Origin of the sequence: Paenibacillus sp. alder61 (assembly GCF_020179875.1) — a bacterium.
In the GTDB taxonomy this organism is placed as follows: domain Bacteria; phylum Bacillota; class Bacilli; order Paenibacillales; family Paenibacillaceae; genus Fontibacillus; species Fontibacillus faecis.
The window spans coordinates 78,148-93,669 of the sequence record NZ_JAIUDG010000010.1; the positions used below are offsets into that span (position 1 = coordinate 78,148).

At 52.6% G+C, this 15,522-nt stretch carries 14 protein-coding genes; 6 read left to right on the forward strand and 8 right to left on the reverse strand.

Going from position 1 to position 15,522, the window contains the following annotated elements; all coding sequences use genetic code 11:
* Positions 1–62 precede the first annotated feature (62 nt).
* A complete protein-coding gene (locus tag LBW89_RS12225) occupies positions 63–275 on the forward strand; it encodes a hypothetical protein (protein ID WP_148450962.1) in 213 nt (70 codons plus the stop codon).
* A 287-nt stretch (positions 276–562) separates the two neighbouring features.
* Positions 563–1,396: a methyl-accepting chemotaxis protein gene (locus LBW89_RS27715; RefSeq protein ID WP_318249365.1), complete on the forward strand. Its 834-nt coding sequence runs from the start codon at positions 563–565 to the stop codon at positions 1,394–1,396.
* A 33-nt stretch (positions 1,397–1,429) separates the two neighbouring features.
* Here LBW89_RS27715 and LBW89_RS12235 read toward each other — a convergent pair whose 3' ends face one another.
* Complete coding sequence (locus LBW89_RS12235; RefSeq protein WP_148450964.1) at positions 1,430–2,422, reverse strand: Gfo/Idh/MocA family protein; 993 nt, start codon at positions 2,420–2,422, stop codon at positions 1,430–1,432.
* 90 nt (positions 2,423–2,512) lie between these two features.
* Positions 2,513–3,508 carry a Gfo/Idh/MocA family protein gene (locus tag LBW89_RS12240; protein ID WP_148450965.1) on the reverse strand — a complete coding sequence of 332 codons (996 nt, stop codon included), beginning with the start codon at positions 3,506–3,508 and terminating at the stop codon, positions 2,513–2,515.
* Between the two features lie 157 nt (positions 3,509–3,665).
* Here LBW89_RS12240 and LBW89_RS12245 point away from each other — a divergent pair, with 157 nt between their 5' ends.
* Complete coding sequence (locus tag LBW89_RS12245; protein ID WP_148450966.1) at positions 3,666–4,166, forward strand: hypothetical protein; 501 nt, start codon at positions 3,666–3,668, stop codon at positions 4,164–4,166.
* Positions 4,167–4,857: 691 nt separating this feature from the next.
* Here LBW89_RS12245 and LBW89_RS12250 read toward each other — a convergent pair.
* The gene (locus tag LBW89_RS12250; protein WP_148450967.1) at positions 4,858–5,733 is read right to left on the reverse strand and encodes a DUF6612 family protein; all 876 of its coding nucleotides are present in this window, start codon (positions 5,731–5,733) and stop codon (positions 4,858–4,860) included.
* A gap of 206 nt (positions 5,734–5,939) precedes the next feature.
* Between LBW89_RS12250 and LBW89_RS12255 the strand changes: the two genes are divergently transcribed.
* The gene (locus LBW89_RS12255) at positions 5,940–6,506 is read left to right on the forward strand and encodes a DUF1273 domain-containing protein (protein ID WP_148450968.1); all 567 of its coding nucleotides are present in this window, start codon (positions 5,940–5,942) and stop codon (positions 6,504–6,506) included.
* A gap of 27 nt (positions 6,507–6,533) precedes the next feature.
* Here the strand turns inward: LBW89_RS12255 and LBW89_RS12260 are convergent, their stop codons facing one another.
* The 5 genes from LBW89_RS12260 to LBW89_RS12280 form a co-directional block, all read right to left on the reverse strand.
* Positions 6,534–7,964: a YfcC family protein gene (locus LBW89_RS12260; protein WP_148450969.1), complete on the reverse strand. Its 1,431-nt coding sequence runs from the start codon at positions 7,962–7,964 to the stop codon at positions 6,534–6,536.
* 70 nt (positions 7,965–8,034) lie between these two features.
* Positions 8,035–9,618: an amidohydrolase gene (locus tag LBW89_RS12265; RefSeq protein ID WP_148450970.1), complete on the reverse strand. Its 1,584-nt coding sequence runs from the start codon at positions 9,616–9,618 to the stop codon at positions 8,035–8,037.
* Positions 9,619–9,756: 138 nt separating this feature from the next.
* A complete protein-coding gene (locus LBW89_RS12270; RefSeq protein ID WP_148450971.1) occupies positions 9,757–10,470 on the reverse strand; it encodes a GntR family transcriptional regulator in 714 nt (237 codons plus the stop codon).
* 96 nt (positions 10,471–10,566) lie between these two features.
* Positions 10,567–11,382, reverse strand: a complete 816-nt coding sequence (locus LBW89_RS12275; RefSeq protein WP_148450972.1) for a fructoselysine 6-kinase — start codon at positions 11,380–11,382, stop codon at positions 10,567–10,569.
* Between the two features lie 22 nt (positions 11,383–11,404).
* Entirely contained in the window at positions 11,405–12,373 is a 969-nt protein-coding gene (locus LBW89_RS12280) for an SIS domain-containing protein (RefSeq protein ID WP_148450973.1), read from the reverse strand.
* Between the two features lie 156 nt (positions 12,374–12,529).
* Between LBW89_RS12280 and glgP the strand changes: the two genes are divergently transcribed.
* Both glgP and LBW89_RS12290 read left to right on the forward strand, forming a co-directional pair.
* On the forward strand, positions 12,530–14,152 hold the full coding sequence (gene glgP, locus LBW89_RS12285) for an alpha-glucan family phosphorylase (RefSeq protein WP_148450974.1): 1,623 nt from the start codon (positions 12,530–12,532) through the stop codon (positions 14,150–14,152).
* Between the two features lie 152 nt (positions 14,153–14,304).
* Positions 14,305–15,462: a phosphodiester glycosidase family protein gene (locus tag LBW89_RS12290; RefSeq protein WP_148450975.1), complete on the forward strand. Its 1,158-nt coding sequence runs from the start codon at positions 14,305–14,307 to the stop codon at positions 15,460–15,462.
* Positions 15,463–15,522: the final 60 nt, after the last annotated feature.

Here is a 15,522-nt window from a genome sequence, read left to right on the forward strand (position 1 = left end):
CGTGGACAATTTTTTTCTCTATATAAGTGAAAGGGAATTTTCAGAGAAAGGAGGCCCTGAACATGCAGGTCACGGACATTGTCTCGATGGTGGCGAATGTTGGATTCCCCGTTACGCTGTGCTTTATCCTCATCAAGTATGTACTGGAAACCGTCGGTAAAAAACTGGATACGATGAGCTCCACGATCCAGGAGTTATCCGAGCAAGTCAGAAATCTCGAAGAAAGCATCGATGGCGCCGGCCCGGCAGGTCAGACCGGTGCAAAAGCCAAATGACTGTAAGCTTATCCCGTTTTGAGTCCCTTATAGCGTGTCGTCACAGTGCGCAAGGAAGCAGCCCGGCGCCATTCGAGCACAAGTTCCTAGCCTTGAGGCTGCTTCCTGTTTTTCATGGCCCGCCGCAAACCGCCTTCCGCATCATTGTATTCCCTTCAAACCCGTCCTATGCCCATACCGCCCAAACCGCCAAACCGGGAACGCGCAGAAAATATCAAATATTGTCACCGTTTCGGGATGTACTATATAATCTATGTAAAAATAATGAATAGGCGGTTGATCAACGGATGAGTATTTTGGATAGCCTAATCGAATCGGTCCCTTACATGCAAAAAATGATCAAAGGCGACATCATGATTGGAATCACCGATCTGGAAAAATTTCTGCTCTACGAACCCTCTCAGGCTATCGATTTTCAAATCAAGCCCGGCGATCCCATTCCGGCGGAGGACCGAAACCTGAGGACCGCGCTGGCCGGTCAAATCTCTTCCACCCAACTTCCCGCGGAAATCTATGGATTTCCGATTCTCGCGTCCGCCATCCCGGTCAGGGATGAGCAAGGCACCATTATCGGAGCCTTGGCAACCGCCCAGTCCATGGAGAACCAATTGAAGCTGGAAGAGAACATGCTGATGATGGATTCTATCGCCGGCCGTCTGGTCGATATGGTACAGACCGTAGCCGCCCATTCCGAAGAACTAACGGCAACCAGCGAAAATATGCTGGCCAACACCAAGCAAACCGTGGAGAACTCCTCCGAGATGAACCATACGATCGGGTTTATCAAAGAAATTTCCGAGCAGACCAATCTGCTGGGACTGAACGCGGCGATCGAAGCGGCCCGAGTCGGTGAACTCGGAGCCGGCTTCGAAGTGGTGGCCAAAGAAGTCCGCAAATTGTCGGTCAGCACGAAAGAAGCCACCGCCAATATCTCTTCGACGTTGACCAGCGTCCAAGACTCCATCCGCCGGCTAGAAACCGATTTCTCGCAAATCGTCCACTCCTCGCAGGAGCAAGCCGTTCTGGTGACGGAGTTCATGACGGTCATCGATCAACTGAACGAGGCCAGCCAGCAGATGAAGCTTTTTGTCGAATCGCTGATACATCACACCAAAGAATAAAACAAAACGGCAGCCGCGGCTGCCGTTTCTCTTTTACTCGAACGGATATTTCAAATTCCATTGTCCCCGGATTTCGTCGAGAAGCTTCATGATGCCGAGCGACTCTTCCAGCGTGATGGACGGGCTCTCCGTCAGGCCATTCAGCAGGCAGCGCCCCACCTCTTCCGCTTCAAACGCGTATCCCGTAGACGGCCGGTCGTCCGTGAACTTCACTTCCTCTTGCCCGGCTACCCGCAGGTAGGCTTCCTTCGCGTTGAGGAACGACGGAATATAGATCGAACCTTCCGTTCCGTGTATATAGGCGTCATTCGTCAAGGCCAGTCGGACGGCCCCGTGCAGAGAGGCCGATTTCCCCTGGCCGTAATCCAGCAGAAGGGAAAAATGTTCATCCACGCCCGTCTCCCCGATGTGGACGGTACTCGAGATACGCTCCGGCTTCGTTCCAAAGATCATGGAAGCGAAGGAAACCGGATAAATTCCCGCATCCAGCAACGCGCCGCCTCCAAGCCGCGGATTCAGCAAGCGGCCTTCGGGATTCCAGTCGCTGCGGAAACCGAATTCCGCTTTAAGCAGCTTCACTTCCCCGATCCGCCCTTCCTCCAGCCACGTTCTGACCTGAACGATCGGCGGCAAAAACCGGGTCCACATCGCTTCCATCAAAAAAAGCTTGTTCTGCTTGGCCGTATGTACCAAGGGCTCCAACTCGGCGCTGTTTACGGTGAACGGCTTTTCGCACAAAACGGCTTTGCCCGCATTCAGAGCGGTCAGCACGTTCTCGCGGTGATAAGGATGCGGCGTGGCCACGTAAATCGCATCGATGTCCGGGTCGGCCACCAAATCCGCATAGCTGCCGTAAGCGCGGGGCAACCCAAATTGATCCGCGAACTTTTTAGCGCTTTCAAAAGTCCGCGATCCGACCGCCAATCCTTCCCCGTTACCGACGTACGCCAAATCCTCGGCAAATCTCTCGGCGATCCATCCGGTACCCATGATGCCCCATTTGATTGTTCCGCCTGCTTCTCCCATGATAGAGTTTCCCTCCCGACAATAATTTCATAGTGACTATATTAATTCTATCAGCAGGATAAGCGAAACACCAACTTTATTCTTCTCCGACTATTCAAAAGGATAGCGCAAACCCCATTGCGTCCGGATCGTGCTCAGCTGTTCCATCACCTGCAGCGAAGCGGCAAGCGGCATGATCGCGCTTTCGGTCCGGCCCTCCAATAGACAGCGGCCCACCTCTTCCGCCTCGTATTCGTACCCTTTTCCTTTCCGCTCGTCCGCAAAAGTCTCCACAGCTTCCCCGCCGATGTACAGCGTGACCGAGGGCGCCTTATTGATCGAGGGGAGCACGATGCATCCCTTCGTCCCGTGAATGACCGCCTCGTTTCCGAGCCCCAGCCGGATCGCCCCGTGCAGGGACGCCACGCCTCCCGACGGATAGGTGAGCAGCGCCGAAAACTGCTCATCCACTCCGGTTTCGCCGATCCGGGCCGTGCTCCAGATTTCCCGGGGGAGCGTACCGAACACCATGGAGGCAAAAGCGACCGGATAAATGCCCACGTCCAGCAGAGCCCCGCCCGCCAGCTCGGGGTTCAGCAGCCGCCCCTCCGGCTCCCAGTCCGCCATAATGCCGAATTCCGCTTGAACCAGCCGGACCTCGCCGATGCGGCCGGATTCGATCCACTCCATCGCTTTGCGCATGGGAGGCAGAAACCGCATCCACATCGCCTCCATGACAAACAGCCCGCGTTCCCTCGCGGCTGAAATCAGCAGCTCCAGTTCGCGGCTGTTCACGGTAATCGGCTTTTCGCACAGGACGGCTTTGCCCGCCCGCAGACTATTGAGCGTATTTTCCAAATGGTAACGGTGCGGTGTCGCGACGTAGATCACATCAACCTCAGGATCATTGACAAGTTCCATGTAACTTCCGTATGCCCGCGGTATTCCGAATTGCGAGGCAAAGACCGCGGCGTGCCCGGGCTGGCGCGATCCGACGGCATAGGCGACCCCATTGGTCGTATGGGCCAGGTCCGCCACAAACTGCTCAGCGATGGTACCCGTCCCCATGATGCCCCATTTCACTTTTTTGGTCTCAGGCCCTCTCATGCTTCCTCCTCCTTCACAGTCATCTAATAACATGTACCCTTTTACCAGGTTTATGAACTACGATGGCGCCCTCATGAGAAATCCCTTTGATTCTCCCCGGGCCCATCCGTTATACTGAAGCTGTTTGCGAAAAGACGAATGACGGCGGAGGCGAATCATGCTTACTTTTGAACAGAAGCTGCAAATTCTGGATTCCTATCCGGAACTGGAGCGAAGAAATGTATCGCTGGGACGCGTAAATTACCAGTATGAGCAAAGCGTCCACGATAAAAAAACGGTAGCTTATCATCTTCATCCCAACGGGAACGGGTACGTATATGCCGGCTTGCTGGAGGGTTATGAAACGGACGATAAAGGCTATGTAAATATTCGGGAATATAACGAACAAGAGCTGCGGGATCTTTTGGACCGGTCGATTCGCTCCCTGTCGGTTCGCGAAGATTCGGAGGCCGGACGGCCGGATCCTATGCATGGCGCTTTCCACAAAGAGACGCCGGGAGGCCTTTGGCGGAACGCGGACGGTGCGGTGTTGACCCTGAAATATGAAGACGACCTATGGTATATCTTTGCCGGGCAAAACCTGGAAATGGTGTTTGAGACACGGGAGGAAGCCGGGGAATACCTGACCGAAGAAGGGTTTTCTCCGCAAAAAAAGTAAATCCGGCGTTAGCGCAGCCTATGGAGAAACATCCGTGGGCTGCTTTTTTATAAAAAAATTAAATAATGTTCAAAAAAATGTTTGATTTTAGTCACAAAATGTTCAATAATATAGATAAGACACAGAATGTTCACAAAATAAACGGCACTGCGAAAAAGGAGCTGACTTTCGATGTGGGAACCTGGAAGCAGTAAAACTAAAAGCGGGATCTTCGGTTGGATTATCGGTTTGGGCGTTTTCTACGCCGTCTTCTATATCGCGTTCACGCTAATGTCGATCCACGGATAATTGTAACCGTTGTCAATTTGTCTAATCGGATGGATAAGCCCGAGGCTTCGGCCGCAGGGCTTTTTTGCTTGATCCTATGAATCATCCCCCTCCTCCCGTCAGACAACCTTGATAATATAGAATTCCTGCATATGTGCATGTTTTTTCTTGTTTGGGGTCAAAAATTTTAAAATTCCTGCAAATCTGCAGGAATTTTCGACGAAACCGGCTCGTTTCTCTAAAATCGCTTGAAATACCTGCAGATTTGCATCTTTTTGGAGTTGAACGTTTGGAAGCACACTAGGCGCATCACATCACTTCACCACCCGCATAGCAGGTGTTTTTTTGTTTCGCACGCTTCGCCAGCTCAACAGGCCAAAAAAACCGGCCCCGTTTGGGGCCGGCTTCTCCTCATCATTGGAACTTACTTCGCGCTATCCAATACTTCTTGAGGAATTTCGATTTTCGTGAGTTCGTCATACTTGGAAATCGTGCTGTCCATATCCATGTCAAGCGTTACGCTTTGTCCTTCCACGCTCATTTCCATGGACATTTTAACATTGGACTTCGTCGGCAGGAATGTGTCTTTGTTTACGGCATAGGAAATCTTGATGTTCTTGATGTTCATTTGATCCAGCATTGCCGCAGTTTGCTCATTTTGGCCGCCCGATTGGTTCATCAAGTTCTTTGCCAAGTCCTTCACGCCGTCGCCGGACAAATCCGCGCTCAATACATATTCGTCGCCTTCTTCAACCACTTTCGCTTCGCTGGCGATCGATTTGAATTGCTGCAGTTGAGCCTCCGGGCTCGCCGATTGCTTCATGCTGTCCAAGATTTGCTTGCTTTCCGCTTCAGGCATCTTCGTCCAAGCTTCGCCTACTTTGGAGTAAACGCCGTTTTGCGTAATGTACTGCTCAATGTTTTGGCTTCCTTGCGCCCCCATGGACATATCCATCACTTGATGAATTTCCATCGGTTCTTTAACGATATCCATTTTCAGCGTCATGTCGATCTTTTGCTCTTGCGACTGCTCGCCTTGCTTCACGACGATGTTTTGGCTGATTTTGGAGTCCATAGCCATGCTTTTCAGCTTTTCACTGGCTTCCGTGGATTTCGCCATCAATTCATCTACAGTAGGAACCTTTGTTTCCGCCGGCGTATTGGTTGTTGTTTCTGCAGCTTTATTTGCGCCGCCGTTCGCCGCTTGGTTAGCGCCGCCTTCAGCCGCTTTCTCTTTGCCGCATGCCGTAATGCTAAGTACCAGTGCTGCCCCCAGTAATACTGCTGTTAATTTCTTCAAATCTTTGTCCTCCTAGAATATGTATTCTTAACGATATTACCTAAAGTATGGAAGGGATGACAGGGCAAAAAGGCTCATTTCGACATATAATCCCTTTAAATTTATGGTATTTTTGTCCTACCTCCTCTTGTTTTTTCATGATTTACTGCCATGTATGGTTTATAATGTTAATGGACAGAATCCCGCCAACGGAAGGAAGAAGCGTGTTGAAAAACTTGCTGGTCACCGGTTACCGAGCCCACGAGCTTGGCATATACAACAATAAACATCACGGCATTCCTTTCATCAGACAAGCCATCATCAACCGGCTCCTGCCTCTCCTGGATGAAGGATTGGAATGGGTAATCACCCCCGGGCAGTACGGCGTCGATCTGTGGGCTTGCGAAGCCGCCCTTCAGTTGAAGGAGGAGTATCCGCATTTGAAATGCTCCATCATAACCGCCTTCAGCCACCCCGAAGAACAGTGGAACGAGGAAAAACAGGCGTATTACCGCGATTTGGTGCGTCAACTGGATTATTACGGCTCGGTCAGCAAAGAAGGGTACCAGGGAAGATGGCAATTTACGGCCCGCGACGAGCTGCTGCTGCGAAAAACGGACGGCATTCTCCTGGTTTACGATGAAGAAGCCGGGGAGGCCAGCCCTAAATATATGAAAGAACGGGCCCTGAAAAAACAGGCACAGGACGGATACCTGTATTTTCAGATCGGCCCCGATGAAATTCAGGCCGTCGCGGAAGAAGAACAGCTGCGGGAAGAGTTCTACGACGGCTAGGGCAACAACAAAAGTACCGCTTTACCTTTACATGCCTACGATAGCCGAAACCGCCGAGAAGACGGCCGCAATGATCCAAAGCACGACGAAGAGCTTCATAATCACTTTAAGCCATTGGCCGAAATTGATACGGGCGATAGCGAGCCCCGCGAGCAATACTCCGCCCGTCGGAGAAATCAGATTGGTCAGACCGTTGCCGAATTGATAAGTCGTTACGATCGCTTCACGGTTGATTCCAACCAAGTCGCCGAGCGGAGCGAGGACAGGCATGGTCAACGCCGCTTCGCCGGAAGAGGACGGCACGAAGAATGTAATGATATTATGAACCAGCAGCATGATGGTGGTAAACGCGTAATTCGGCAGACCTTTCAGCAAATCGGAGAGATAATTCAGGATCGTATCGATGATCATCCCGTTTTCGGCAAGCACCAGAATGCCCCGGGCCAAGCCGATAATGACAGCCGCATAGACGAACTCTCCGCAGCCTTTCACAAAGTTTTCCGCCATTTCGCGTTGATTCATCCTGGATACCAAACCCGCAAAGAGCCCAAGCGCAAAGAAGAGCGCCCCGATCTCCGTCATATACCAGCCCTTTGTCAGAATTCCCCAAACAATCAGCCCCAAAGTGACCACGAACCCGGAAATAATCAATTTGTCCCGCAGGGAAAAGTCGATTTCTTCCCCGGTATCTTCTTTAAGGAACAGCGGCCTGTTTATCAGGTCATTTTTGAAAACAACGGACTTTTCCGGATGTTTCTTCACCCGGTGCGCATACCACATCGTAAAGGCGATGGAGATGCCGGTAAATACGATCCATTCGATAAATCGAAGCCACAACTGCGGATTGCCTTGAACTCCCGCGATCCCTTGCGCAATCAGCACGGAAAACGGATTGGTCGTCGATCCGACATAACCGATTTGGGTCCCCAGGAAAAGAATCAGGATGGCGGTCATCGAATCGAAGCCCAGCGCAAACATCAACGAAATAAAGATCGCGTACAGCGGGATGATTTCTTCGCTCATTCCGAAGGTCGACCCGCCGAGACTACAGATCACCATGGCGATCGGTATGACCAGAATTCCTTTGCTTTTAAGCCGTCGGGCCAACGCGAGCAACCCTCGGTCGATCGCTCCGGTCTGGAGAATGATACCGAAGGCGCCGCCTACAACGAGTACAAAAGCGACGACATCGACGGCGTTGATGATCCCCTCCATGGGAGCGCTTAAAATTTGCGGTATCCCTTGGCGTAAATCGGTTCCCTCGCCATGTTTGCTTACCTCATGATATGTGCCGGGGACGATAGCCGATTTGGTCACACCGTCCACCGTGACCTCCTGGCGTTCAAATTGCCCGCTCGGCACAATCCAAGTCAACGCCGCCATTAAGATCATGATAAAGAATATCAGAGTATAGCTGTGAGGCAGCGACCATTTGAGTCTCTTTTTTCCCGTTTCCATCTTAATCCCTCATTCCGGAATTGGATTATTCACAAAATATAACATTATGAGATGTCTTATCCAGGGGGTGTTAACTCCGCTGATCATGAACGATCTTTCCGCCGGCAATGGTCAGTACCGCTCGCGCGTCCCTCAGCTCATTCGCGGGAGTTTGCAGCAGATTCCGGTCAAAAACGGCGATATCCGCCAGTTTTCCCGCCTCAAGCGTGCCTGTCCGGTCCTCCATAAAACAGTGTTTCGCTCCGTTGATTGTCCACGCTTTAAGCACTTCTTCCACCGGCATTCCTTTTTCAGGGTACCATCCTCCGGGCGGGCTCGCATCCGGAAATAACCGGGCGCTGGCGGCGTAAATGGAATCCGGAACGCTCGAGATAAACAGAGGGAGATCCGTCCCGATGGTGATCGTAACGCCGGCATCCAACATGCTCTTATAATCGTAAAACCGGCTTTCTCTATCCTTCCCCACCACTTCGGCCATGTAGGCCTCTTTGTAGGACGGATTCAGCAGCATGACCTGGGCGTACACCTCCGCAAAAATTCCCGCCGCGGCCATCCGCTTCAGATCATCCGGGTGAGGGTATTCCAGATCGCTGATGGAATGTCTTGCATCCCGCTCCCCGTTTTGTTCTCGGCACGTTTCCAGGATGGATACCGCCCTTCGGATCGCCGCGTCGCCTTCGGCCGTCAATGTACATTTCAGTCCGTTACGGTCCGCCTCCAGCACCGCAGCCTTAATCGCCTCGTAATCCACCGGCCTCAGATTGGTCACTCCCGGCAGATCGGCATAAGGCTCCAGCATGTCTCCCGTGTGATTGGCCACCACGCCATCCAGCATAATCTTGAACCCCTGAAAACGAAGCTGATCGCTACGGTACTTGCCCTGACACTCCAGACCAAACGGAATGTTAAGCGGTTCCAGAACAGGTTCCAGGGCGAAATGTACGCGTAACGGCAGACGCCCGCTCGCTTCCAATTCCGTCAAGACCGGCAGTAAACCGCTGTAATCGTCAAAGCCGATGTCCTTGATCGACGTCACCCCACGCCCAGCAAGCATCTGGGCAAAATCAAGAAACTCCGATGTGACCAGTTCCTTGTCCCGGAGCATTTCTTTCAGCAGTTCGGCCCTTGCTTCCGCGCTGCATTCATCCGGTTTAAATCCATACTTATCTATGGCGGCTCCGTTCATCCAGCAATAATTCTTCGAACGGTTGATCGCCACCACCGCCCGATCGGGAATGGCACCGTCCAGCAATGTCTGGTCCGGCAGTTCGCCCCAGGTTTCCCGGTCCCAACCGAAAGCGTATACATTTTTGCCTTTCGGAAGTTTGTCCGCGTATTTCACCAGCAAACGCAGCGCCTCCTGAACGGAGGCGGTTTCGGATAAATCCAGGCCACGGTGCATCGACATATAACCGGTAAAAAACACATGGTTGTCATGAATTCCCGGCATAATCAATTCATCTTTAAAATCATATATTTTCGTTTCCGGCCCAATCCATTCCCGAAACGCCGATTTTGGCCCGACGGCGGTGATAACATCGCCTTTTACCGCAACAAAACCGGGGCCGGCTCCAGATTTCTTACCGGTAAAGATCGCATCCGATACGAGAACGAGATCGGCAAATGCGTTCATTGTGGCATGGGAAGCTTGCATATTTACCCCTCCTAATTTTCCGCGACAGTTTTCTCCGTCCTTTTACCATACGTATTATAACGTTATATCGTGATGTTTACCTTTCCCCTTTGTTCAAGGAAAGAAGGGTATGAGGTTTTCGGCAAAAGGACGGAACCTCTATAAGGTGAACTGATATCTGTCTCCGATCATGAACTGTCTACCGGCATGTACCGGTAATCCGTGCTGGTCATAGATCATCGTTTTCATGTAAAAAAGCGGTTTTCCGATGGACGTTTCCAATAGACGCGCCTTGTCCTCGTCCGCCAGAACGATTTCCAGCGTCGTTTCCCCGGGCTGGTTCGGATCAATCCCGTATTTATCCCGCAACAGATCATAGAGCGAACCTTCCAGCGTTTCATCCATAAGAAACGAGAAGCGCGATGCCGGATAGTAATTGTTCTCCAGCATGAGCGGGCTGTCGCCGGCGTATCTTGTTCGCTGAATATAGATCGCCTTCTCCCCTTCAGCCAACTGCAGGGCAACCGCTAAATCGGAATCGGGAACGATGATTTCCTTCCGGGTCACCCGGCTGTGCGAGGTCAAACCGTTCGCCTTGCATGCCGCCGTGAATCCGATCACATGCTCGATTTTGCGACCGATTTTGGGATGGCTTACAAAAGTGCCTTTTCCCTGCCGCTTGGTCAAATATCCTTCCTGCGCCAATTCTTCAACGGCCTTCCGGACGGTAATCCGGCTGACCTGATAGCGATCGCTCAATTCCGTTTCCGTGGGAATCTTCTCACCTTGCTGAAAAGTTCCGTTATGAATCGCCGCCTGAATCGCTTTCTTAAGTTGGATATATAATGGTTCGGGATGATCAGAATTTAACATAGGACCCTCTCTTGTACTATAACGTTATAAACTCTTTGCTTAAAGCGTATCAAACGTTACTGGATAATACAAGAAGATGGTTAGTCGCCATAACCGTCATTCGTAGGACACGCCGAAACCGAAAGACCCTTCCACCAGGCAACTGGCCGCGGCGAACCGGGAACCCTCTTCCATCGCCGCCTGGATATTGCGGTCCTTGAGGTAACGGAGCAGGAACGCCGCGATGAATGAATCTCCCGCCCCCATCGTATCTACGGCTTCCACCAACTCAGGGGCCTGATAATATAGGCGCGCCCCGTCAAAAGCCACAGCCCGGTCGCTGCCCCGGGTAGCCACAATAATCTGGCCTTCCCGGGCTCGTTTGGTTTGAATATAACGGATCGTTTCCTCCTCGCTCATATGACTGCACGAGAAGAAGGCGAAATCAACGTAAGGAATATGCCGTTCGACCTCCGCTTCTTCAAAGTCGTCGGAGAAATCGAAAGAAACGGGTACGCCAAGGCTTTGCAGTTCAGGCAGCAAATGTCCCGTATGGCTGTACAGGCCGGTATGCATTACGGCGAACTCCCGGATGTACGACCGGTCTTCCTCGCTAAGTGAAAGCGGATTCAATCGGGTGACGCCGCCTTCATTGCTTCCGAGGAAGACGCGGTCCCCGTTTTCCAGCGTAACACGCGCACAGCCGTTTTCCCCCCGGTGATGGCGGCACCGGCTGATATCGATTTCCAGTTCATTTAAAGCCCGCTCGACATGGCGGGCTTCCCGGTCATCTCCGAACACGCCGACAAATGCCGCGTCCGCGCCCAGCTTCTTGGCAAACACGCTGAAATTCAACGCGTTGCCTCCCGGATACATCACGCCCAAGTGAACATACTTGTCCACAACGTTATCGCCAATGCCCAATACTTTCATGCTATATCCCCCCTGTTTCAGTTCAGTATGCCACTTTCCCCATGTAACGGCGGGTCTCCAACGGATGATTGCGAATGTCCGCCAGCTCTTCGCGGTATACGCACAAGATGCTGTAGAACAAGACGGGGTTAAAGAATTCCACAACTTCATCGGCGATGGTGTTCAGTCCCAATTCCTTGGCGTCCACGACTTCCACTTTTGCCGCGTATTTATTTAGGAAAGTCAGAGCGCGCTCATCCAGTGCGCGGGTACGCCCCTCATTCATCATTAGGATAAACGGCGTTTCTTTATCGGTCACCTCAAACGGACCGTGGAAGTATTCGCCGGAATGGATCGGAGCCGCGTTAAGCCACTGCATTTCCATCAAAGAACAGATGGCAAACCCGTAAGCATGTCCGAAAGAAGCTCCGCTGGAGAGAATGTAGAACAACTCTTCACTCCGGTATTTTTCCGCGAATGCCTTGGCGCGGGGTCCCACCAACTTCTTGCCTTCCACAATAATACCGTTGATTTTCTGAATGCCGTTTTTAAACGCTTCGTAATGGGCATACCCTTCCGTAACGTTCAGGATTTCTACGACCAATTCCAGAATGATCGCCATCGGGTTGTTCTTCACATCGCTGTCCGCGCCCCATTCGTATAAGAAAGGATGGTCGGTGTATTTCAGCAGCCCCGCTTCCTTATTATGCGTCAAACCGATGGTGTGAGCTCCGCGTTGTTTGGCCACTTTGGCCGCTTCCACCGACTCGGGCGTATTGCCGCCATGGGAGCAAACGATAACCACGGAGTCCTTGTTCAAGCGCTTCGGCAAGGCATGGACGAATTCATTGGCCGTATAAAGGCCCGTTACCACCTTTTGGGCTTCGCTCTCCAGAAAATATTTGGACGGATACATATCTACCAGGGATCCGCCACAGGCGACCAGATAAACCTCCGAGATTCCGTTTTCGGTCTGTTCATGAATCGTGCTAATGACTTTCGCTACGCTCATCTGTAGTCTCTCCTTTATATAACGTTATATAACGTATTATTTACAACCTCAATATAACCGCTTTCATCGTGAAGGTCAAGTTAATTTTTTTCTCCGCAATTCCCCCCTCTCCGCCCCTTCGCATATGATGTGCTATAAATCCGAAGGAGGCTGCTCATGAACGAAATGAAATTGCCTACCGTCGCTTACTTCTGCATGGAGTACGGGCTTCATTCCGATTTTAAAATATACGCCGGAGGGCTCGGCATCCTGGCCGGGGACTACCTTAAAGGGGCCAAGGATATCGGCGCGCCCGTCGTCGGGATCGGCATCAAATGGAAGCAAGGCTATACGGATCAGCGAATTGATGAAGACGGCAAGCCCTATGACAGCTACCATAACTATGATTATGACTTTCTGGAAGACACGGGCATTAAAGTCGGCGTGAAAATTCGGGATGTCGATGTCATATGCAAGGTATGGAAAACGGAAAAGTTCGGCAATAACCCGCTGTACTTGCTGGATACGGATATTCCCGAAAACGCCGACACCTGGATCACCGGCCAGCTGTACGGATGGTTCGGCGAGGAGCGGATCGCCCAGGAAATCGTACTGGGGATCGGCGGGGTGAGAGCCCTGCGGGCTCTGCAAATTCCCGTGGAGGTGTACCACTTCAATGAAGGCCATGCCGCCTTGGCCGCCACGGAGCTGATCCGAGAGAAGATGAGCGCCGGCAGCACGTTTGAAGAAGCCTGGAACGCCACCCGGGAAGAGGTCGTTTTTACGACCCATACGCCGATACGCGAGGGCAATGAGGCGCATCCGCTGGAGCGGCTCGAGTATATGTCCGCCTATAACGGACTGACCCGGGGGCAAATGGAGCAAATCGGGGGCAATCCCTTCAATATGACGGTGGCCGGCCTACGCCTGTCCCGGATCTCCAACGGGGTTGCCCGGCTGCATGCGGAAACCGCGAACAGGATGTGGCAGGACGTCACAGGGCGCTCCCCTATTATAGGGATTACCAATGCCGTTCATCCCCCCACGTGGGTCGACGAGCGGATCACCCGCGCTTATGAGGAGGGCGGCGATTTGTGGGGCGCCCATATGGAAGTCAAAGGCGAACTGCTTGATTTCATCCGGGAGCGCACCGGCATCGCGCTGAACCCCGACCGCCTACTGATCGGCTTCTCGCGCCGGGCGGCTTCCTACAAGCGCAGCGATCTGCTCTTCTCCAAGCCGGAGGTCATCGCTCCGTATCTGGAGGCGGGAACCGTACAGATCGTTTTCTCCGGCAAAGCTCACCCGCAGGATGACAACGGCAAGCGGATCATCAGCCATTTGGTCGCCATGATGCGAAAATATCCGGAAAGCGTCGTCTTTCTGGAGAACTACGACATGACGATTGGCGCCCGGCTCACCCGCGGTTCGGACGTCTGGCTCAACAACCCGCGCAGACCGTTGGAAGCCAGTGGAACCTCCGGCATGAAAGCGGCGATGAACGGCGTGCTCAACTGCTCCATTCTGGACGGCTGGTGGCCGGAAGCATGTCTGCACGGGGAGAACGGCTGGCAGATCGGAGGCGGATTCGAGACGTCCGACTTCGCGGCGCAGGATCGTCACGACAGCGAAGCCCTGTATGAAACCCTGCTTGGAAGCGTTTTTCCGACCTACTACGAGAACCGGCCCCAATGGGCGCGGATGATGGAAAGAAGCATCGAAACGACCCGGGAAGCCTTCGCCACGAAACGAATGCTGGATGATTATTATAGGCTCATGTACATCAAAAAAAGCGAATAGCCCCTTCGTTCAGCCTTGGACATTCGGACCGTCCGGTCTCCTTAAAGAGGAAACCGGCGGTCTAAATTTTTGTAACGAAAATGCGGCGCACATCCGATATTACATAAGGGGACTTATACCTACATCATTGATTAAAGGAGTTTTTTACCCGCATGAAAAGACCAAGATTCATCCCGCTTCTCCTCCTCTTCCTGGCCCTGACCTTCCTGGTTCCGGCCCGGCTTACCGCCGCTTCGGCCGCCGCACCTAAAGCAACGGTGCTGATCGACGGCAATACCGGCCGTTCCTTCCTGCCGGTCACCGCATTAAAAGGGGACTCGGAAGCCTCCCTGCTGTGGAACGAGAGCGAAAAAAGCTTCGTCATCACCAACACCTGGAACAGCGTGAAAGTGTTTGTCGGACAAACCTCCGCAGTGGTCAATGATGCGGCGGTTACTTTAACGGACGCTCCTTTCCGCCAAAACGGGACTACCTATGTGCCCTTGCAGTTTTTGAGCCAAAACCTGGGTTATACGTTAGAATGGGAAAAGAATCCAACCGCGCTTACCCTTAGCCGCGGCGACTTCAAATATACGCTCCCTGCAGTGAACCGGAACAACCTTTCCGGCAAGACGTCTCCGGTCGTCAGCGCCCGCAAAACCTTCAAGGTCGGGAACAAATATTTCCCCGTGAAGATGATCACGGTTTCGCTGGCGCATCCGAATATACACCTGGACGTCGTGATGGCCGGCAACCGGAAGGGGCGGGTTGAGAGCCTCGGCAGCATCGCCAAGCGCAGTAAAGCCATTGTCGCTATTAACGGGTCCTATTTCGACGCCTACACGAAGAACAGCTATAAAACGCCTTACGGCTATATCGTCAGCGGTGGCAAGCTGCAAATGGAAGCATCCGGCGACCGACGCACCGTTTTTACCTATAACCCGAATATGCTTGCCGGGATGATTCCGGGCACCAAATTCAACGAGCTCTTTGCGGGGGGCGAACTGGAAGGCGCCCTGCAGGCCGGACCTCGCCTTGTCACCGACGGCAAAATAGCCCTCAACCTCAAGGGCGAAGGCTTCCGCGACCCGAAAATTTTAAAGGGCGGCGGCACCCGCAGCGCCTTGGGGCTTACGCGCGACAACAAGCTTATCCTTTTAACCACCAGCAAAGCGACGATTCCGCAGTTGGCTCAAATCATGAAGCAGGCCGGCGCGTATCAGGCGATGAATCTGGACGGCGGCGCTTCGAGCGGCCTTTATTATAACGGGAAGTATTTGACGAAGCCCGGCCGGCTAATCAGCAATGCGCTCGTGGTGAAATACCAATAATCGGCGGCCCACAATCCAAAGATATTTATGATTTGAATTAACCACCGTTTGCCAGGGGAC